At 31.0% G+C, this 22010-nt stretch carries 22 protein-coding genes; 18 read left to right on the plus strand and 4 right to left on the minus strand.

Annotated elements, in window-relative coordinates:
* Positions 1–12 precede the first annotated feature (12 nt).
* From BN1225_RS12750 to BN1225_RS12785, 8 genes are all read left to right on the plus strand, one after another.
* Complete coding sequence (locus tag BN1225_RS12750; protein WP_041140170.1) at positions 13–1551, plus strand: polysaccharide biosynthesis C-terminal domain-containing protein; 1539 nt, start codon at positions 13–15, stop codon at positions 1549–1551.
* Positions 1544–2356: a hypothetical protein gene (locus BN1225_RS12755; protein WP_041140171.1), complete on the plus strand. Its 813-nt coding sequence runs from the start codon at positions 1544–1546 to the stop codon at positions 2354–2356. The genes BN1225_RS12750 and BN1225_RS12755 overlap by 8 nt, the downstream gene beginning before the upstream one ends.
* 18 nt (positions 2357–2374) lie before the next feature.
* Positions 2375–3208: a glycosyltransferase family protein gene (locus BN1225_RS12760; RefSeq protein WP_052466674.1), complete on the plus strand. Its 834-nt coding sequence runs from the start codon at positions 2375–2377 to the stop codon at positions 3206–3208.
* On the plus strand, positions 3205–4257 hold the full coding sequence (locus BN1225_RS15175; protein WP_041140172.1) for an EpsG family protein: 1053 nt from the start codon (positions 3205–3207) through the stop codon (positions 4255–4257). Before BN1225_RS12760 ends, BN1225_RS15175 begins: the two co-directional genes overlap by 4 nt.
* A gap of 127 nt (positions 4258–4384) precedes the next feature.
* Entirely contained in the window at positions 4385–5428 is a 1044-nt protein-coding gene (locus tag BN1225_RS12770; protein WP_187117563.1) for a polysaccharide biosynthesis protein, read from the plus strand.
* Positions 5429–6169 carry an NAD-dependent epimerase/dehydratase family protein gene (locus BN1225_RS12775; RefSeq protein ID WP_052466676.1) on the plus strand — a complete coding sequence of 247 codons (741 nt, stop codon included), beginning with the start codon at positions 5429–5431 and terminating at the stop codon, positions 6167–6169.
* Positions 6170–6208: 39 nt separating this feature from the next.
* Positions 6209–7051 (plus strand): glycosyltransferase family 2 protein, encoded by an 843-nt coding sequence (locus tag BN1225_RS12780; protein WP_052466682.1) that lies wholly within the window; start codon positions 6209–6211, stop codon positions 7049–7051.
* A complete protein-coding gene (locus tag BN1225_RS12785) occupies positions 7044–7829 on the plus strand; it encodes a hypothetical protein (protein ID WP_041140174.1) in 786 nt (261 codons plus the stop codon). Before BN1225_RS12780 ends, BN1225_RS12785 begins: the two co-directional genes overlap by 8 nt.
* A 244-nt stretch (positions 7830–8073) precedes the next feature.
* Here BN1225_RS12785 and BN1225_RS14200 read toward each other — a convergent pair whose 3' ends face one another.
* The 4 genes from BN1225_RS14200 to BN1225_RS12805 form a co-directional block, all read right to left on the minus strand.
* Positions 8074–8661, minus strand: a complete 588-nt coding sequence (locus BN1225_RS14200; RefSeq protein WP_242857713.1) for a helix-turn-helix domain-containing protein — start codon at positions 8659–8661, stop codon at positions 8074–8076.
* Between the two features lie 115 nt (positions 8662–8776).
* Positions 8777–11437, minus strand: coding sequence for a prolyl oligopeptidase family serine peptidase (locus tag BN1225_RS12795; RefSeq protein WP_041140175.1), 2661 nt, complete (start codon positions 11435–11437; stop codon positions 8777–8779).
* An 81-nt stretch (positions 11438–11518) separates the two neighbouring features.
* A complete protein-coding gene (locus tag BN1225_RS12800) occupies positions 11519–12379 on the minus strand; it encodes an AraC family transcriptional regulator (protein WP_041140176.1) in 861 nt (286 codons plus the stop codon).
* A 67-nt stretch (positions 12380–12446) separates the two neighbouring features.
* The gene (locus BN1225_RS12805; RefSeq protein ID WP_147585219.1) at positions 12447–12716 is read right to left on the minus strand and encodes an alpha-amylase family glycosyl hydrolase; all 270 of its coding nucleotides are present in this window, start codon (positions 12714–12716) and stop codon (positions 12447–12449) included.
* Between the two features lie 124 nt (positions 12717–12840).
* Here BN1225_RS12805 and BN1225_RS12810 point away from each other — a divergent pair, with 124 nt between their 5' ends.
* The 10 genes from BN1225_RS12810 (at position 12841) to BN1225_RS12855 (ending at position 21926) form a co-directional block, all read left to right on the plus strand.
* On the plus strand, positions 12841–13467 hold the full coding sequence (locus BN1225_RS12810; protein ID WP_041140178.1) for a Tim44 domain-containing protein: 627 nt from the start codon (positions 12841–12843) through the stop codon (positions 13465–13467).
* 112 nt (positions 13468–13579) lie between these two features.
* Positions 13580–14449, plus strand: a complete 870-nt coding sequence (locus BN1225_RS12815; RefSeq protein ID WP_041140179.1) for an alpha/beta fold hydrolase — start codon at positions 13580–13582, stop codon at positions 14447–14449.
* 42 nt (positions 14450–14491) lie between these two features.
* Positions 14492–14926: a helix-turn-helix domain-containing protein gene (locus BN1225_RS12820; protein ID WP_041140180.1), complete on the plus strand. Its 435-nt coding sequence runs from the start codon at positions 14492–14494 to the stop codon at positions 14924–14926.
* Between the two features lie 24 nt (positions 14927–14950).
* On the plus strand, positions 14951–15868 hold the full coding sequence (locus BN1225_RS12825) for a LysR family transcriptional regulator (protein WP_041140181.1): 918 nt from the start codon (positions 14951–14953) through the stop codon (positions 15866–15868).
* Between the two features lie 111 nt (positions 15869–15979).
* A complete protein-coding gene (locus BN1225_RS12830; RefSeq protein ID WP_041140182.1) occupies positions 15980–16471 on the plus strand; it encodes a hypothetical protein in 492 nt (163 codons plus the stop codon).
* Between the two features lie 44 nt (positions 16472–16515).
* Entirely contained in the window at positions 16516–17079 is a 564-nt protein-coding gene (locus BN1225_RS12835) for a S24/S26 family peptidase (protein ID WP_052466690.1), read from the plus strand.
* A 191-nt stretch (positions 17080–17270) separates the two neighbouring features.
* Positions 17271–17840 carry a manganese efflux pump MntP gene (locus BN1225_RS12840; RefSeq protein ID WP_041140183.1) on the plus strand — a complete coding sequence of 190 codons (570 nt, stop codon included), beginning with the start codon at positions 17271–17273 and terminating at the stop codon, positions 17838–17840.
* A 72-nt stretch (positions 17841–17912) separates the two neighbouring features.
* On the plus strand, positions 17913–18470 hold the full coding sequence (locus tag BN1225_RS12845; protein ID WP_041140184.1) for a pyruvate kinase alpha/beta domain-containing protein: 558 nt from the start codon (positions 17913–17915) through the stop codon (positions 18468–18470).
* Positions 18471–18690: 220 nt separating this feature from the next.
* Positions 18691–20154: a 6-phospho-beta-glucosidase gene (locus BN1225_RS12850; protein ID WP_041140185.1), complete on the plus strand. Its 1464-nt coding sequence runs from the start codon at positions 18691–18693 to the stop codon at positions 20152–20154.
* Between the two features lie 104 nt (positions 20155–20258).
* Positions 20259–21926 carry an O-antigen ligase family protein gene (locus BN1225_RS12855; RefSeq protein WP_041140186.1) on the plus strand — a complete coding sequence of 556 codons (1668 nt, stop codon included), beginning with the start codon at positions 20259–20261 and terminating at the stop codon, positions 21924–21926.
* The last annotated feature ends 84 nt before the right edge of the window (positions 21927–22010 follow it).

Genomic DNA, 22010 nt, shown 5'->3' on the forward strand with positions numbered 1-22010 from the left:
AGGATATATATTTTGAGTGAAAGTAGGACAGAAAAAGCAATCATAAACAGTTTATTAAGTTTATTATCAATGATCTCTATTCTGTTAATAACATTCATAAGTAGAAAGCTCTTTTTAGAATGTTTAGGAAATGAAATTTTAGGATTAAACAGTTTATTTCAAAACATAATTGCCATGCTATCGGTAACAGATGCAGGCTTAAGTACTGCTACTATTTTCTTTTTATATAAACCAATTGAAGAAAAAAATTATAAAGAAATAGTAATATTAATTAATTTCTGCAAGAAAATGTATAGTTTTTTAGGGTTAATCGTAGCGATTATTGGTGGAATTTTAATGTTAAATATTAATTACTTAACGAATACAAGTATAAATAATTCAAAAGTTCAATTATATCTTTTTTTATATATTAGCAGCACTATAGCTACTTATTTTTTTTCATATAAAAAAAGTATCTTATATGCAAACCAAAAGAACGGTGTTATTTCCATTGTTCATATGATATGTAAAATTTCATTTGAAGTTATACAAATGATAGTCATTTTCTTTACAAAGAACTATGTTTATTACTTACTTCTCCTTATACTATTTAATTTCTCAGAAAATTTCATATGTAATATTTATGTAAATAAACATTACCCATATTTGAAAGAAAAAAGTAATATTACCCTAAATAAAAAAACAGAAAAAAAATTAATGCTGAAATTGAGGGACATTGCAATACAAAACATTTCTACTTTTGCTATCAGCTCTTCTGATAATCTAATTATTTCGAGTTTTATAAGTACGTCTATCGTAGGGGTATATTCAAATTACAATTTGATAATTCAAACATTAAAATCTTTTTTCTCTTCCTTTTTTTCTGCATTTACAACTAGTTTTGGTAACTTATCTGTCAGTGCATCTATTGAAAAATGTCATGATGTATATAAAAAAAGTTTATTTTTTGCGTATGCCTTCTCCAGTGTTACCGCGATTTTATATTTTTGTTTAATTCAAAATTTTATATCATTATGGATTGGTAAATTTTATTTGCTAAATTCCAAAATACCGTTACTTATGATAATTTTATATTTTTTACAGAATATGAACATTCCAGCAATATCAGTTCAAAATGCTTTAGGATATCACAATTACGATAAATATCTAATGATTTTACAAGGAATATTAAATATTATAGTTTCTATATTATTCGTCAATTTATTTGGAATAACAGGTGTAATCTTAGGAACAATAATTTCTAATATAATTCCAACAATTGCTAAAAATTTTTTGTTATATAAATATTATTTTATAGATTTTAATTGGAAAAAATTTTGGATAGACTACTTTAAATATTTAATACTTTTTTTTATTAACTTTACTTTGACTTATACGTTTATTAATTATATGAATTTTAGCAATCATTTATTCTCATTTATTATAAAAATGGTCTGTTGCTCACTTTTATCGTTAATTATATTTATAACACTGAGCTTTAATGATTCTAATTTTAAATTCTACAGAAATATCTTGTTTAAACGATTTAAAAAGGAGGTTCAAGATGAGTAGCAAAAATGATTGTTCTATACTAATGTTAGCCAGTGATAAAACCTTGGATTTAGTCCACTTAAATTTGCTTATGATTAAAAAATTTTGGGAAGATTGTCCATTTAAGATTTATATTGGACTTGAAAATAGCAGTATCAATAATTTTAATTATAATTTAAATATTGAAGTGTTAAACTACAGTAAAAACAATAGTTGGTCAACCCGAGTTAAAAGTTATATAGATTATATTGACACAGAGTATATTATGATAATTTTAGACGATTTTATTGTTGAAGAACCTGTACAATCTGTAACTTTAAAAAAATACTTAGAATTTATGAAACAAAATAAAAATGTTGTAAATATATGTTTAACAGATATGCCGGGAAAAAAAATAAAGAAATATAATACTTTAGAACTTAGAAAAAAAGAAACATTATGGTTATTTAATTACCAAATGGGGTTTTGGAAAACAAATTATTTAAGGAACGTTATAGTTAATAATGAAACTCCTTGGGAGTCTGAGATGTATGGATCAATGCGCGCGCAAAAACTAAATGGAGATTTTTTATCTATTATTAACGAGAGTAAAAAACCAATCTGTTATAATCGTGGATTTCTAGTTTTTAAATCACATTGGAATCTTGAAGAGGTCAGACGGCTAGAAAATAAACTGTCTTTAAAAATTGATTTACATAATCGTCCAGTTTCTTCTAAAGCCGTTGATCAGATATCAATAATAGGAAAATTTAAAAGAAAATTTAAAATATATTATAAACAAATTTATTATAAATATTTTTGGAAAATAAAAGAGGAGGAAAAGTAGAAAAGTCTACGTGAAAATATGACAAAGATAGCAATTTTATATATAGGTATTGGTAAATATAGCGTTATGTGGGATGATTTTTTTGAATCAGCTGAAAAATATTTTTTATCTGATAATAAATATGAAAAAAATTACTTTGTATTTACAGATGACCCAATTTTATTAAATAGTAATTTATCTAGAGTTAAATTTATTGAAGTAAATAATTTTGGGTGGCCAGGCAATACTTTATATAGATTTCACATGTTTGATTTAATTAATGAAGATTTAAAATATTATGATTTTTGTTATTTCTTTAATGCTAATGCTTTATTTATTAAGCCGCTTTCCGAAGAACTTATACCAAGGGAAGGGAGTGATATGATTTTTGCTAAACATTTCAGATTTGAAAAGTCTAATCCGCTACAATTTCCATTAGATCGAAACAAAAAGTCCACTGCATATGTAGAATGGGGAGATGAGGGCAAAGATTACATACAAGCTTGTTTTTTTGGTGCAAAAACCTCAAGATTTCTTGATATCACAAAGACTCCTAAAAAAAATATAGAAATAGATGATTCTAATGGAATATGTGCGTTATGGCATGACGAATCTCATTTAAATAAATATATAATAAATAAAACTTATACAATTATTGATTACACCTTCGTTTATCCAGAAAGTCTAACTCTAAGTTATCCACCAAATTTATTGATGAGATCAAAAGAAAGATATGCTTCCTTATCATCGTTACGAGGAATTCAAAATAAAGGGAAATTTAATTTGGTTTCAAATAAAATCAAAAATAAGAAATACAAGCTTTGGTGCGAGTTTAATATAATAAAATATAAAATAAGGATGCAATTCAAATGATAGGTTGGCTTATATATTTTATTACGCTTTTGCTTTGCATTTTAAAAAAAGAAAAGAAATATATTATCCCATTATTTATAACTGTAATAATAATATTTTCTTTAAATTACAACAATGCAGATTATAAAAATTATTTAAACTTATATAAGTTATCATCTACAGAATTCTTTAATAATACAGGCTTTCCTGGCTATATGGTAATTATGAGATTATGCAATCTATTAGGAATCTCATATCAGTCTTTTTTATTAATAGTAAGCATTTCAGGGTTGGGATTAATTTTAATTATCTTCTTAAAGCTAAGCAACTTTCCAAATCTTTGCTTCTCTCTTTATTGCATAGCCCCCTTTTTTAGTGACGTAATTCAGATTAGAAACTTTATTGTAATGGTAATTCTCACTTTGGCAATAGTTATATTATTGTCACAAATGAAATATAAAAAAATAATTTTTATTATACTAATAATACTAGCCTCTACCGTTCAAATAATGGCCTTATACTATTTAATATTAATTTTTTATGACTCTAAAAAATTTCAATGTATATCTAAAAATTGGAAAAAGAGTATATTTTTCAGTCTTTTTATATCGATAGTCATCATTTTAATAATCCCATATTTTCCATCCTTTTTCCCGATTAATAAGATTCAATATTTTTTTTCAGACATTCATTTTCATTCAAGAAACCTTTTAATGTTTCTTGCAGCAATAGTTCAACTATTATTAGTAAATTATATTTTAGATTTTAATCTAATAAATAACAAATTTTTACTATATAAAAATTATCTATCAACATTAAGTTTAATAGTCTATTTATCGACACCTCTTATTTTATTTAGTTTTCAATTTTATAGAATAGTGAGAAATTTTTTACCAATTTATTATTTTATATTTATAGAAGGATTAATGAGCTGTAATTTCAAAAAGCAAAAGAAATTACTTTTTATAGGTATACAGATATTAATTGCATTCTTATACATGGTTTTAAATCAATTTTCTGTTGTAAAGGATATAATGGAATTTAATTACATATTTCAGATTTTTAGTTAATAGAATTATATCAAAAAAATTCAACTAATAAATAAGAATACTTTTTAAAAAAGTTTTTTTATTATTATTAAAATTTCAAAAATAAAACTTATATGTAGTATCTAAAAATGCAAAAATGGAGGAAATTATGACAACATTTAAAGATAAAATTCTACTTATAACTGGTGGTACTGGTTCTTTTGGTAACGCCGTACTTAAAAGATTTCTAAATAGTGATTTTAAAGAAATACGAATATTTTCAAGAGATGAATTAAAACAAGATGATATGCGTCATAAATATCAAGCTAAATATCCAGAATTGAGTAATAAAATCAAATTTTATATTGGCAATGTTAGGGATATTGATTCAGTAAGAAATGCTATGCATGGTGTCGACTATATCTTTCATGCTGCTGCCCTTAAGCAAGTACCCTCTTGTGAATTCTTTCCGATTGAGGCAGTTAAAACAAATGTACTTGGAACAGAAAATGTTTTAACAGCTGCTATAGAATGTGGTGTAAAAAAAGTTGTTTGTCTCAGTACAGATAAAGCTGCTTATCCTGTAAATGCAATGGGAATAAGTAAAGCAATGATGGAGAAAGTAATAGTAGCTAAATCTCGTTCAGTTAATCCTAGCAAAACAAGTATTATGTGTACACGTTACGGAAATGTAATGTGCTCAAGAGGAAGTGTAATTCCTCTTTTTATTTCACAAATAAAGGAAGGAAAACCTTTAACACTAACTGATCCAAATATGACTAGATTCATAATGTCCTTGGAGGAAGCTGTAGATTTAGTTCTTTTTGCATTTGAACATGGTGAAAGTGGAGATATATTAGTGCAAAAAGCCTCAGCAACAACAGTTGAGGTATTAGCAGAAGCTATAAAAAAACTTTTTCACTATAATAAAGAAAATAAAATTATCGGTATTCGCCATGGAGAAAAAACATTTGAAACATTATTGACTAATGAGGAATGTTCAAAAGCAATTGATATGGGAGATTTTTATAGAGTTCCATGTGACAAAAGAAATTTAAATTATGATAATTATTTATCAAAAGGTACTGGTCGCAATGGCTTGACTGAATTTGATTCAAATAATACAGAATTACTCACAGTTGAAGAAACTATAAAAAAATTATTAACACTTCAAGAAATTAGAGATGAAATATTTACTTGGGAGACAAAGTAAATGAAAATATTAATTACTGGTAAAAATGGCTTTATTGCTAGAAATCTCATAGAATACCTTGATAAATCCATAAATAAATATGATTTACTTTTATATTCTCATAAAGATGATGATTCTTTATTGGAAGAATATTGTAAAGAATGTGACTTTGTTTTTCATCTTGCAGCTGTTCAGAGATCTAATAATCAATACGAGTTTAAAACTGGCAATGTTAATTTAACTAAAAAGATAATTTTACTACTTAAAAATAATAAGAATTATGTACCAATTTTATTTAGTTCATCTACTCAAATAGAAAATGATTCTATTTTTGCTAAAACAAAAATAGAAGCTGAAAGAATTTTTATAGATTACTCAAAAACACACAATGTTAAAGTGTTTATTTATAGATTAAATCATATATATGGAAAATATGGTAAACCAAACTTTAACAATGTAATAAGTACATTCTTATACAATATTGCTAATGATCTTCCAATTAGCATTAATAATATAAATCACATATTAGAGATAACATATATAAATGATTTAATTTTAGATTTTGAAAAATGTTTAAACAATATAGATAACGCAACCAATAAATACTATTATTTTCCATCAAAAAAGACAACACTTACCATGGCTGATTTAGTATATCAAATTTCTAAGTCATTAAGTAATAAAACAAATAAAACAGAATTACAACATAATTTATTTAATACATATATGTACTATTATAAAAGCAGAATTTTTGATTTTTAAAATAAATCTAAAATATAATTAGAAATACAGGAGGAAAAAATGCCAGTAATATCAATAATTATGGGAGTATATAATGAAGCTGAAAAATTACCAAAATCTGTAAATTCCATTTTAAAACAGTCATTTACAGATTTTGAATTAATAATTTGTGATGACGGTTCTACGGACCATACTTATAAAGTTCTAGAGACCTTCGCTAAACAAGACAATAGAATAATTATTTTAAAAAATAAAGAAAATAAAAAACTTGCATATACACTAAATAGGTGTATTCAACATTCAAAGGGAGATTATATCGCAAGAATGGATGCTGATGATTATGCAGCTAAAAATCGACTAGAAATACAATTTGAATTTTTAGAAAAACATAAAGAATATGCTTTTGTTGGTACAAGTAGGTATATGTATGATGAAAAGGGGGTATGGGGAGAAGATATTCTAAACGGAGAAGTTAAACTCGATCAGTTATTCACTCTAAAAGCTTCTTTTGTACATCCGACGATATTAATAAGAAAAAGTGCTTTATTGGAAGTTAATGGATATACAGATTTAAAAAGAACTGAACGCACTGAGGATCTAGATTTATGGTATAAATTATATTCAAAAGGATACAAAGGGTTTAATTTAGAAAATAAACTATTATATTATTTTGAAGATATTTCGTCTTCTTATAAACGAAAATACATATACAGGATTAATGCTTCTAAAGTCACTTTTTATTGGTTGAAAAAAAATAAGTTAATAATAAAATATTTTTATTTTTTTATTAGACCATTAATAGTAGGACTTCTTCCAAAAAAAATATTATTAAATCATCATAAAAACAAATACATTATAAAAGAAAATTTAAATAGCAATACGGAGGGGAAAATACATGAGTGAAAATCTACCACTATTATTAACCGCCACAATTAATTCTAATGTTTATAATAACGTTGGAAACATCATTACAGATATCCAATTAAGAAAAGAACAATATTATACATGTTTAAATAAATATATAACTGAAACAGATTTTAATCCCATTATTTTTATTGAAAATTCAGATTATAACATAGATAAAAAACTATTTTATGATTGTGCTAAATTACATTCAAAACAGATTGAATTCATAAGTGGATCTATTATGAAAAAAGAAATAATTAACTATGGTAAATCTTTTGGTGACGCATTTTTAATTATGGAGGCATTATCCAAAAGTGTTTTATTAAACAACGAAGAATTTTTTTATAAAGTTTCTGGAAGAATCTTTTTAAAAAACCATAGAGCAATATGCCAAACTGCGTTAAAACAAAGAAATGAATTTATTATTTATGACAGTTTAAAATATTGCTTTACTAATTTTTTTAAAGTTAATAAAAATGATTACCTCACATATTTTAATAAATCTTATACATTATGTAATGAAACTAACCAAAAGCTTATTGAAAACGTTTTTTATGATATAATTAAAACATCAAATATTACTGTTTCTTGTTTTAAAGTTTACCCTAATTTTGATGGTGTAATGGGTGCTACCGGAGGAAATTACTCTGGAAAAAAGTTTGAACGTTATCTAAGAAATATTGCTATAAAATTAGGAGTTTTTAACTATAAATCCAAATGGAGATTTATAATCAGTATCCTCTATAAAGTTAAAACAAATATAATAAATCATTAATATTAATCATATTAATGAAGGCTATCTTTCTTTCATTAACCTTTGTTCATTTATACAATTTCATTACTTACTCATTTTCATTTATTAATTATACTTTTTTGAAATATCTAGAAGATTCCGTAATAATATATATTAAAATGACTTTTTTATTTACTATCAAAGATTTTTATATCCATTATGATTGTAACCTCTTTTTCAATAAGAAATATTTGTACCGCTCGTTTTTATTTACGAACGGTTTTTTTTACCCTAAAAAATAAATAGCGAGAGCAATTAACTCTGTGATCATCCCCATAATTCTGCCTATCATCTTTGTTTTCTTAACCCCAAACATTTCATAAGTCTGAGGTGTACAATAAGGAAATAACACGATGATAGTTCCCAATTCAAACATACCGGCCCCAACCAAACGTGACTGCCACAATGATTCAGGATAGAATGCCCCAATAAGCATCACAATAACCCCAACTGCTATTCCTAAATAAAACCATTTTAAATTTTTTTGAATTAAACGCATTTCTGCTTCATAATTATTTTGACAAACCGAACTGCAAAATGGTTGGTAATCATAATAAAATGTGGCTTTCTTATGACAATAACGGCATTTTTCTTTCTTTATAGAAGCGATGGGCTGTTTTTTTGTAATTAATTCATCTAGTGTAATATGATACAAGTTGGCTAACTGAATCAGATTATCCGTATCCGGGCGACTTTGATCATTCTCCCATTTGGACACAGCCTGACGACTGACCGTTAAATATTCAGCCACAGCCTCCTGTGATAATTGGGTTCGTTTTCGATAATAATAAAGTTTTTCTCCTAATGTCATCATAAACACCTCACTTACTATTCATGATTATACTCATATTCTCTGATTTGTATATCAACTATTGGTTGCAGTGACTCAAATTTAAAAAAACGTATGACTTTTCAGCCATACGTTCACTTTATTTTTCTTCTTTCTTTTTTCTTAAAGCAAGATACCCCGCTGCCATTGATAAAACAGCTAATCCTCCTATTGCGACTAGATTACTCTTATCCCCTGTATCAGGAACATTCGTTCCATCTTTTATGATAGGTTTAGATTGACTTGCCAACCATTCAAAGATTGTCACTCCATTTTCCACACATTCATTATTCAATGTGTAGATCCAAGACCAATGTCCATTATACTGATATGGAGTCACCCCATCCGGCATAAAATACAAACCACTCGTATCATGTACATCATCGAAATAAGAACGATGAAGATTGCTTGCATTCATCGCAACTAAGCGATCATAAGTTGGCAACATTGTTTTGAGTGGATCAACCACCGGATCATTGGCAGCTTGAGTAAACCAAATTGGAAGATCTTTAATTCCTGCCAGCATCTCATCTGTGATCCATGAATCATCATAAGCCTCACAAATTGGGAACGCCGCTGCAAAGTAAGTCGGATATTTCATAATCATATTCATCGTCATGAATCCCCCGTTAGAGCATCCACCGATATAGACACGATTAGGATCAATATCCGGATGTGAATTAACAAAGTTTTCAATCAGTGCCATTAATACTTCTGTATATTGGCTCGTTCCATCTTTTGTATACTGTCCACTGCCATCATCCATCCAGAAAGTTGGAGACTGCGGTGCCAATACATAAGCCCCTTTCATAATTCCTTGAATTTCATCTCCGACTAAAGTCGTTACTCTATTTCCTAAAGTATCAATAGTAGTATCTGTACCCCCTTCACCGGCACCATGAAGCCAGATAATCAACGGATTTTGAGTGTTATCTGCACTTGGTGCAAACGAAGCATATTTAAGTGTTTGGTTTCCAGAAGTAAAGGTACTTTCAGTAAATAATTCTGCGGCTGTAAGATTTTTAGAGGTTGGTGTAGGTGTAACCTTTAATTCATCTATGAATTTATCACCGCTTATTAAACGCATCCCATCTTTTAATGTTATATTCAAATCATAGGGTTGTGTCCAACTATTTAATCCTGAAGCTAAATCATAATAGAAAGGACTTCCGTCATCAGGACTTACTGCCATTTCAATTGTGATATAAGCAGAAGCCGTGTCTACCGGATTTCCGTTAATATCGCTTAGATAAGCATTGGTAACAGTACGATCAAAACTGTACACACCATCTTTCATGGTAGACCAATCCATCGCATGTTTGCTTTCTATCACTTTTAATTGAGAAGCATTGATACTGTTAATTGGTGTATCTAATGAAACAATCGTTTTTGTAACCGCCGGTCCCCAATCAAATCCTTCCACTACAATAGATTGTGTTCCCGAAGCCGTAACTGTTTGAGCAGTATTCTTTTGCTGTCCTAACCAGTTAAACAAATTTATAGATCCGTCTACACTTTCATTATTAAACACATAAATCCAAGACCAATGCCCATTATATTGATAAGGTTTAGCAGGATCATTTGAATCTGTATATTTTCCGCTTGTATCATGAACATCTGCAGGACTAAAAACATGTAAATTTGTAGCTCCGATTCCTTTTAAACGTTCAATCATTGGTTTAGAGAAAATATCTGGATTTAATACGGTATCATTTTGTGCATAAGTAAACCATAATGGGAAATCTTTTAATAAAGCAAGTTTTTCATCACTCATAGTTGCTGAGGCATATCCTGAACAAATTGGAAATGCTGCCGCAAAATAACCCGGGTATGTTGTAATCATTTGTAACGTCATATACCCTCCGTTAGAACACCCGCCAATATAAATTCGTTGTGTATCAATATTTGGATGGGTATTGACATACCATGTGATTAATTCCATTAATCCTTCTGTATAAATTGAATCTCCGCCATCTGTTGTTGAATAGCCGTCCATCCACATAGTAGGCGACTGAGGAGCAAACACATAGGCATTCCCCCCCATTGCCTCTTGTATTTCTTGTTCTAGTAATCCTGTCACACGGTTTCCTAATGTTACAATTGAAGCATCAGTACCGCCTTCACCACCACCGTGAAGCCAAATAATTAACGGTAAGTCAGATCCAGCAGGTTCATAACTGGCATAAGCATATTTACGCCCATCCGAAACAGTCTCATGATTACCATAATTAAAATCACCAGCAGATCCCATATTTTTTTTGTCATAATCCTGTTTTATAACTAACGTATCAATTGTATTTCCTCCTGACTGCCAAGATTTTCCAGATTGAAAAGCAAAAGTTAAATAATAAGGATCTGTCCAATCATTTAATCCTGCATAAATAAATGGAGATCCGGTACCATCCGGTCCAACTTTCATTTCTACTGTTACGTATTTTGAAGGAGCACTAGGGTCTAGTCTTTTTCCATTTTCGTCAGATAAATATATATCTAACACATCTCTTTCAAAATCCTGAATCTTAGTTCCATCTTCTTTTGGATACCAATTCTTTGTTTCTGTTACTTTTAAATCGTCATTAGTCACACTATTGATTGCCTTATCCAACGTTAAAATAGCTTTGGAAACAGCAGGTCCCCAATCATAGCCGTCCACTACAATGTCGTAGCTTCCGCTCACGGTATTGTCTGCCGCATGAATCGGTTTAACCGAACTGACAACCATTAAAGCGCAGACAAAGCAGCTTAACACTTTCTTCAACATCTTCTTCCCTCCTTAGATGATTAATTCATAATTATATTATAGAATTATAAGCGCTTACATTCTTACCGTTTTCTCACATAATTAAGGGCATTTTCTCATCATTACTCGATAATGCATAGGCGTATCTTGATATTCTTTTTTAAAAACTGTATTAAAGGATTTAATATTCGGGAACCCGTTATTTAAAGCAATTTCAATGATAGGATAATCTGTGTTAATTAAATCATTGTACGCTTTTTTTAATCTTACAGATGTGATAAAGTCTTTAACAGTCGTTTCTAAATGATCTTTAAAAAGTTTTGATAAATAGCCATTTGACAGTTCAAACTTTGCCGATAAAAAATCAATTGAGAGCTCCTCTTTATAGTGTTCTTCAATATAATTTACAATATCTGCCATTCTTTCTCGATAGCGATCACTCTTGATGATAGCTGCCTTAGGTCTTTTTTCTTTTTGCTCACTTAATAGTAAATAGATCAGCATTAACAGATAGCTCTTTGCTTTTAAAGATCGATGGTTGTTTTCTTCATCATATACTTTTATAATTTCAAAAATAAGTTTTTTGACCTTACTGAGTGTTTCCTCATTATCAATTTCTTTAAAATAAATCTCATCAATCTGTGGATAGCAAGATTGCATATACTCATAGTTAATTTGCAGCACATACCCTTTATATGGCTTCGTTGGCTCTGCTCCTCTTACATTATGAATATCTTTAGAATTAATAATATAGACTTCTCCTGCTTTTACTAAGAGCTTTTGATTATTGAGCCAAACATCCAAATCTCCTACCAACGGCACCAGTATCTCAATGCTGTGATGCCAATGTTTAGCTAAAATGGGATGGTCTTTTTCTAAGTAGATGTCTATTAATTTGATTGGCAGATCTTGATCTAAATCGACTTTTTCATATTTTAAAGGCATTTTCGCACCAACTTTCATCCTATATCTATATAATACCGTATAAAAGAATAGGAATAAAGTCGAAAAAACTGTGCTTTAGCACAGCTTATAAAATATACGTAATAGTTTCATAAGGATTTAGTGCCAGCCAAGGCTCAATCGTAGAAAATCCAGCGTAATTGCTGTCATCCCACTGCATCGGTGTTCTGGCGTTATCACGAGAATGAGAATAGACCCCTTTCATAAATTCTTGTTCACTTAACACTTTCTTCTCTTCTACTAATTCTTTATAGGCATTCAAGATTTCAATATCCTGATAATCATGGATGGAATCAAAACGCACATTGCTCATTCCTAGCTCTTCACCTTGATACATATGCAGGCACATTGCCAACATTTTCGCAGACTTAATATCATATCATGATTCGATATAGATACCTAATGAAAACTTGTTGAATAAGTCGATTCAATCTCTTACAATAGGGTAAAGGAGAATCCCTATGAACCTATCTTTAGAACAAACACAATCTTTATTAGAAACTCTCTTTCTTGCTTTCATCTTACTCACTTTTTATTATTTATATCAAAGCCGAATCATCTTAAAAAGAATTGAAGCCAGAAAATATGTCCGCCGTTTAGAGAAAGAAACAGATTTTTTTAATGAAGATCGCCTATATACTATTATTTATGATACTTTTGAAACATTGCAGAAAGCGGCTGTCGAACAGCGACTCGATATCGCAAAAGAATATATGACTGCTGATGCCTATGATGCTTGGTCTGCCCCATTAAATTGGGCTATTTACCAAAATACGTCTCTTACTCCTCGGCATACCAAGATTAACTGCTGCTGGATTGTCAGTATTCATGCCGATCTAAATAAACAGGATTATTTTTGGGTATATATCCAAGGGTATCATGATCATCAGCCTTTTATTGTCAAACAGGAAGAGGAAACAGAACCGGTCGGTTCACAAAGACGATCACGCAAGGTTAATCGGATCATAAATAATGAATTTCAGGAGTATTGGAAATTTATTCGCATTGAAGATCAATTTTACCTAGATGAAATGATACCTCGCAAACAAATGAAAGTACGCCATTTAAAAAGTACAATAGAATTATAAGATAAATCGATTCCGGTTTATCTTTTTTTATTTATATGAAAGCACTTGTAGTTCGTTATTATTAATGTTACGATAGCATTGTCACGATATAGGGACAGAGAGGAATATTATTATGAAAACTTACACTATAAAAAGTCATGATTTGAATCTGCAAGTTTATGCATTAGGAAACATGCAGGCAAAAACAGCTGTTTTATTTCTGCATGGAGGACCTGGCAGCGGAGCGATGCCAGTCATTAAACTGCCGGCTTTTCAAGTGTTTGAAAAGGATTATTTATGTCTGCATTTTGATCAGCGTGGAAGTGGTCAATCCAATTATGATTTAAAAGAAGGACTGCCTATTGAATTAATTACAGATGACGTTCTAGCTGTAGTGAAAGATAGTAAAGATCGCTATGATTTTACTTCTCTATTTTTATGGGGCGGATCTTTTGGCGGATGTTTGGCTTCATTATGTATGGAAAGGTTTTCCGGTGAATTCAAGGGTATTGTATTAAGCAGTCCGGCAATCACTTTTAGTCGTGAACAAGCCTTGGATTTTTATAAAAGAATGAGTGCCCCTTATCAAAAACGTATGGACATTTCCATACAAGATCAACTGCAAGCACTAAACAATGATGCACCCGAAGCATTCTTTGCCTTATCCAAAGTCCGCGATTTTATTTTCAGCCCACAAAATACGATACACTCCATTATGCATATTGCAGCTATGTCTTCTTGGTTCTTTAATCATGTTTTTCCCTGTCTGTTTGATAATACGTCCATCCCAACATTGATATTGCAGGGTAAAAATGATCCGATCTGCCTCTATCAAAATATTGACCAACAAATCCGTAAGACAAATAATGCCCTTATCCACTATCACCTTTTAGAATCTTGCGGTCATGCTGTATTTGAAGATCAAAAAGACCTCTTTGTTGATCTCATTAAACAGTTTATAGAAGATACGCTTTCTCGTTCATCCTTCCCTATACATTTCTAATAAAAACATTTATAATAAAGTAAAAATGGGAGGATATAAACAGTGATTGATCTTAGCCAAGTCATAACTTTCAGTGAAGCCGCAGATAAATGGGGGTTTGCGAATGGAAACACATTAAGAAAAGCGGTTGAGCGCAACAAGTTTCTGCCAGGAGAAGTACGTAAAAGCGGAGATGTCTGGCTAACGACTTATGAAGCAATGAGCCGAGTATTTGGTCAGCCAAGAATTACGGATATTACACTTTCTTATAATGATATTTCGGAACTTGTTGTTCAATCCGTTTATCATCAAAACGAATCCCAGCAAAAAATCCAAATGTTGCTTCAATCCCTTCATACTGCATTATTGGAACATAAAACCATCAGCATAATTGAATCTTATGCACATCCTGAACGTATTATGGTGGTGATGAAAACACCAGCGGATCTTGCTTCATTTGAAAGATATATACGATCTCTTTCCATTAATATAGATTAGAATAATAAAGAAACGGAGTCTTTTATGAAAACCCAACAACTGCAAAATTTTGTCGAGGTCATCGATAGTGGCAGTATCAATAAAGCCGCTAAGAAACTTTATATGACCCAACCTAATGTCAGTCGTTCCATTCACTCCCTAGAGGAAGAAATGGGACAAGTTCTGCTTATCAGAACAAATAGAGGGATTCAGCTAACCCCGGCTGGTCAATCCCTTTATTTTTACGCAAAATCAATTTTAACTCAGTTTCAAATGCTGGAAAAACTAAAATACATGAATCCGCATGATCTATTCAATAAACTTACGATATCGGTCGATTCAATTTTTTTAAGAGATGATTTGATTTTATTGTTTTATGATCATATCAAATCCGCCGATACAGAAATACATATGTTTGAAACCACCTGTGAAGAAGTGATTGAAAATGTCAGCAGTCTAAAATCGGAGTTAGGTATTACCGTTTTGAATAACCACCAACTCTCTGTTTTTAAAAAAATGTGTGAACTAAAAGAACTTGAATATGAAATACTGGATAGCGGTCCCCTATATGTGCATCTCAATGAGAATAACCCTCTTGCCCAAAAAGATCAAATTAATGCCAATGACTTATTAGAAAATACATATATCCACCAGCCTTATGATCTGTTTTCAAATATCAATCTTTCGATCAGCGTTGATAATGTTCAGCTGTCAACCTTTACCCATACTTTAACAATGAGTAATTATCATGCCATTATTCATTTTATTAAGAATACGAATGCTTTCCTATGCGGACATAAATGGCAGATCAAAGAACTCGCTAAAACACATATCAAAAGTTTATTAGTTGAAAACTGTGATTTAGAAATGAATTTAATTATTATAAAAAGGAAACAGAATACCCTTTCTGATTCGGCAAGTATTTTTTTAGAAATATTTAAACAGTATTATTCCGGAGTATAACGCTTGTTATACTTTTTATTTATAACAAATACGTATTAAACAAGCATTACCCAAAATTGCTTTTTCGATATACAATTTAGTTGAGGAAAAAATCAAAAAGGAGAATATAATATGAAAAAAAGTACAATTTTAGGCGTTCTGACAGCCGCAGCTTTAATTACTACGTCAGCCGCAACTTATGCCGCATGGGACCAGACAAAGACAGATGTTGACCAACAAATTGATGTAAGAGATAGAATTACATTAACAGCAACTGCTGATACATTTAGTGGCGGAAATTTAGAAACGGTAACCGATTCAATCTTATATACCGGTACGTATAAATTTAACGCTAAAACACTTGGTAAAGTGAATGCTTTAAAATTAACCCCTACGGTAAAGAATAGCAGTGGAACAGCATTAGAAGCTAGTCAATATGATCTAGAGATTAAAAAAGGAGACACTGCACTCACAGAAACCGGTGGTGTCTATACAGATAATTCCGTTATTAATGGTGAAAATGCGTATACCGTTAACTTAACAATTAAAGATCTAAATTTAGCTAATACAAAGATTACAGTTAGCATAAACGGTGAATTAGTTCAAATTAATCCAGACGCATAAACCATTTAATTAAATAATCAATAATATTTAAAGGAGGGTGTTTGATGAAAAAGATCAAAAAGATAACATCCTTCTTTTTTCCTTATATCATAGTATATTTTGTTGTATTGTTTACTGCGTTAATTTTGATGCCTAAACAATTACCAAACTTGCTAGGCTATCAATTTTATACAGTTCTCACTGACAGTATGGAGCCTACTATCCCTACATATTCCGTTGTATTAACTCACCTCTTAGATGAAGATGCACCGATTACACCCAATACCATCATAACTTTTCATGCTGACCGTTTTGGTGAAAACATCATATTGACCCATTATTTCAAAACGACACAAGTAGATGAGGGTGAAACCTACTATCGAACACAAGCAGAAATAGCGGATACTTACGATAATTATCATACGTTACGAAGTGATATCATTGGAGAATATGTATTTCATGTTCCCTATATTGGAAAAATATTCTTATTTTATCAAAGTAAATTTGGATTGCTGGTACTAGCAGAGTATGGTTCTATCTTTTTAGTCTATTTAACGATTAAAACAAGATGGAAAGAAAAAGACAGTTTAGATGAGGAAGTTCATCTTTTCAAAAAGAACAGAACTTAAAAACGGTTGAATTCAAATGCTTTTTATACTATAATGAAACATGTTCAGAATTAAGGGAGTAGTTAGCACACCGTGTAGCAAAGTCAACATAATGATCATAGGATCTGGTTTTGCTTTAAATAACGAGACTTTTCTGTATAGTTTTTCTATACAGGGAAGTCTTTTTTATTCCCATATCAAAGGAGAAATTTATGAGTTTAATTGAATTATTCATACTAGCAATTGGATTATCAATGGATGCTTTTGCAGTATCAATCTGTAAAGGGTTATCCATGCAGAAAGTTTCCGTAAAGAAATATCTTATCATTGGACTTTATTTTGGAATTTTCCAAGCCGGAATGCCTATTTTAGGTTATGCTTTAGGCGTTCAATTCAAAGATTACATCACAAGCATTGATCATTGGATTGCTTTTGTTTTGCTTGCCGCGATTGGGATCAATATGATTAAAGAATCCTTAGGTGACGATGAAGAAGGATCATGCAATGATTCATTAGATATGAAAACGATGCTGCTGCTTGCCATTGCAACCAGTATCGATGCATTAGCTGTTGGCGTAACCTTTGCCTTTTTAAGTGTTGATATTGTACCGGCAGTTTCTTTCATTGGTATTACAACATTTGTTTTATCAATGGTCGGCGTTAAAATCGGAAATATTTTTGGTGAAAAATTTAAAGCTAAAGCAGAATTAGCAGGAGGAATCATATTAATCTTAATGGGATTAAAAATATTACTGGAACATTTAAACCTACTTCCATTTTAAATATAAAAGCTGTACTCTTTCTTAACACTCGAGTACAATAAAATTAGAAGCTGTGTTAAGGAGGAAAATAATATGAGAGTATTTGAAAAAGAAGGACCTGTCAACACAACAGAAGCCTTAGAGTTAGCGATCGCTAAAGCCATTGAACTCAATACAGATATTGTTGTGGCGACATCTTCTGGGGATACTGCAATGAAAACTGCATTGACTGCCCGTCAAACAGAATTTAAAGGTAAAATTATTACCGTTACTCATGCTTACGGTTCTCGTATTGCCGGAAAAAATGTGATGCAGGAGATTACACGCCAGGAATTAAAAGAGATGAATATTGAGGTGGTGACTGCTGCACATGTATTAAGCGGTGCAGAGCGTGGATTAAGCAAGGTTCATCAGGGAGTCTACCCAACTGAAATCATGGCAGATACATTACGAATGATTTCCCGCGGCGTTAAAGTTTGCGTTGAAATTGCAATCATGGCAAATGATGCCGGAAAAATTAAATATGGCAAACCTGTCGTATGTATAGGAGGAAGTGGAAGCGGAGCCGATGCTGTTTGTGTCATCACCCCTGAATATGCTTCCAATATTTTAAACACACAAATACACGAAATCGTTTGCATGCCCTATTAAAAGACATTATTTATCCTAAACCCCATATAGTTTAAATGAATAACTTATGGGGTTTTCTTATTTTCTTCTTATAAAGAAAAAAGCAGTAATCCAATCATCAATATAATTTATAGGATAAGTCATGCTTATACTGTCATTATATTTTTATTCCACAAAATGAAAAAATCAAGAAACCGTTTTAAAAACTGTTATGATAAGAATAATGAGGAGGAATTAAATTATGGGATTTCCAGAAGGATTTTTATGGGGTGGCGCTACTGCTGCTAATCAATATGAAGGTGGATATTTAGATGGAGGTAAAGGACTTTCAACTTTAGACGCTATTACTGGCGGAAGTCATACCGTTCCAAGAAAAATATCTTTTAAAACAGCTGACGGGGAAATTAAATATGTCACCCGTGATCAAGAGTTAGGAAAAGGAGCAACCGGATATGTTGACCCAGATCAATATTATCCAAGCCATGTGGCAACTGATTTCTATCATCATTGGAAAGAAGATATTGCATTATTTGCGGAAATGGGATTTAAAACTTTCAGAATGTCTATTGCTTGGTCTAGATTATTTCCTAGAGGAGATGAAAAAGAACCAAATGAAGAAGGCGTAAAATTCTATGAAGATGTATTTAAAGAATTAAGAAAATATGATATTGAACCTTTAGTTACTTTAAATCATTTTGATATGCCAATGTATTTAGCTGATGAAATGGATGGATGGCTAGATCGTCGTGTTGTTGATTATTTCGTAAACTTCGCAAGGGTATGTTTTACACGTTACAAAGGATTAGTGACATTATGGAAAACATTCAATGAAATTAACTTTATGCGTGCTTGGAATACATTAGGAACAAAAACTTATGATGACCAAACTCGTTACCAGGCATTACACCATGTTTTTGTGGCAAGTGCTAAAACTGTATTACTGGGACATGTGATTGATCCACATAACTCAGTGGGAATGATGATTGCTTATGGTACAAGCTATCCGGAAGACTGCAATCCAGATAACTATATGAAAAACATTGAAGAAATGCATGTAAAACAATTCTTCTGTGATGTACAATGCCGCGGATATTATCCAAACTACAAATTAAAAGAATTTGAAAGAAATGGTGTTGTGATTAAAAAAGAAGAATTTGATGATGAAATTTTATTAGACGGTACTGTTGACTTCATTGGATTCAGCTATTACAGTTCAGGAATTACCACAACTCGTACAGATGCGGAAACAACAGACGGTAACCAAAGACGCAATGTGAAGAACCCACACTTGAAAGCAAATGATTGGGGATGGCAAATTGATCCGGTTGGATTAAGAATTGCTTTAAATGAATTATATGACCGTTATGAATTACCTTTATTCGTTGTAGAAAATGGTTTAGGTGCTATTGATACTGTGGAAGAAGATGGTTCAATCAATGATGATTATCGTATCGATTACTTAGCCGCTCATATCGAAGAAATGAAAAAAGCGGTTGAAATCGACGGAGTTGATTTAATGGGATATACCCCTTGGGGATGTATCGATTTAGTTTCAGCCGGAACAGGTGAAATGAGAAAACGCTACGGATTTATCTATGTGGATATGGATGATGAAGGAAAAGGAACATTAAAACGTTCTAAGAAAAAATCATTTGACTGGTATAAAAAAGTCATTGCTTCTAACGGAGAAGATTTATCTAAATAATAGAAATAATCCCACGGGTTTTATGCCTGTGGGATTTTAAATACAGAAAAACATTTTCATTACATAAATTTATTATATAATAAGGACATCGGGGGAGGGAAATCATGTTTGAGAAACTTATAAACAGAACTAACTTTAAATTACTTTTTATATTCTATGTATTTATTAATACATTAGCACTGGGGTACTTTGGTATTCAAACAAATCCACTCTATATCGTTGTCTTTATTTACGGCACGATTGTATTATTGTACGATTTATTTAAAAAGGAAGTCATCTATTCTAAAAATCATTTGATCCTTATCTTTTTATATGGAGCATTATTATGCATTGCTACCTACTACAACAACGCTTTTTCAGATAAAACTTCTTATATTATTGCAATCATGCAGATGTTTATCTTTTTATTGATCTTTGCACAGCCTAGATCCATGTCATTAAAGAAGCTGAAAAAAGAATTAAAACTAATCATTCCCTTTGTCTCTGTATTAGTCGGAACTGCTTCCCTTATTTCATTAGGGATGTACTTCCTTAACATATCATCCTCACGTAATGGCTGGTACTTAGGGTTAGTGGGAACACGTTTATTCGGAATTTATTTTAACTGTAATCCGGCATCTTTCTTAGCGGTGATTACTGTCCTGCTTTCACTAATTGCCATCAGCAACCAATATCGTTTTCGCATATTATATATAGCCAATATCGGGATTCAATTAGGCTACATTATATTAACACAGTGCCGAGCAGCTATACTGATTCTTGCTGTCGTTTCGACTGCCGTTATTTATTATTACTTCTTTCGGTCAAAGGAATTCTCAAAACTTAAGCGTATTACTTTAAATATCGTGCTTTGTACCGCTATTTTATTTGGTACGGCAATTATTAATAAAGTAGCTTATATCATACCTCAATTACAGGGGGCGACAGTAAAAGAAGAAGGAAGATTTCAATTTCAAAGTATTCAGGAGATCATCGAATTAACGATGAGCGGTAATATCCATAATATTCCTAAAATTATTCAATTAACAGACCAAGTAACAAGCGGACGTATCACGTTAGCTAAAGATTCAGTAAAAGTATGGCAAAAAGATCCACTTCATGGCATCGGTGCGGGTAACTTCCGTAAAATGCTGGTTGCTCAAAATGCGGCTTCTGCAAACTATGGTCAACAAATCCTACATAGTCATAACGTTTTCTTAGAAACTTTAGTCACTGCCGGAATATTTGGCTTTGCTGTTTTCTTTCTGTTCTTTATCAAAACCTTATTTGTAACTCGTGATATTTTAAATAAGTATAAGAATAAGCGCGCCTATTTCATTATTCTATTATTCATCATGATCTTTTTAAGTGAATTTATCGGTGGCTTCTTTGACTTTGGAGTTTTCTATGTCTATTCCCTTTCCGCTACTTTAGCTTGGATGTTTTTGGGATATACTTACTGGCTCAATGATCAGCCCGATATGCCGCTTGTTGATCATTCACAATCCGTAACATTTAATCGCTATGAATTGGTTTCCATTCAATATCGTCATGAGGATATTAAACGGATGAATCCGGAATTTGTGATATTGAATACAAGAGATGATTTAGATGATTACATCATCCAAGTTCAATATATGTTAGGTAAATCGACCTTTGTCTATGATCTTTATTACTCTTTAAACAAAAATAAAAAGGATAATGAAACGTTGAATAAAACATTAGTCAAAGAATTCTATCCTTTAATTGAAGATGAAATAAAAGGTATTTACGCTCAATCAGAAATTAAATAAACAGTTAGGGAAAGACATACTTTCCCTATTTTAGCGTTTATAGTCACACTTTTGGCATTGTTTTAATTTTTGTCGGCTTTCTTC

Origin of the sequence: Beduini massiliensis (assembly GCF_000829905.1) — a bacterium.
Classification (GTDB): Bacteria; Bacillota_I; Bacilli_A; order Erysipelotrichales; family Coprobacillaceae; genus Beduini; species Beduini massiliensis.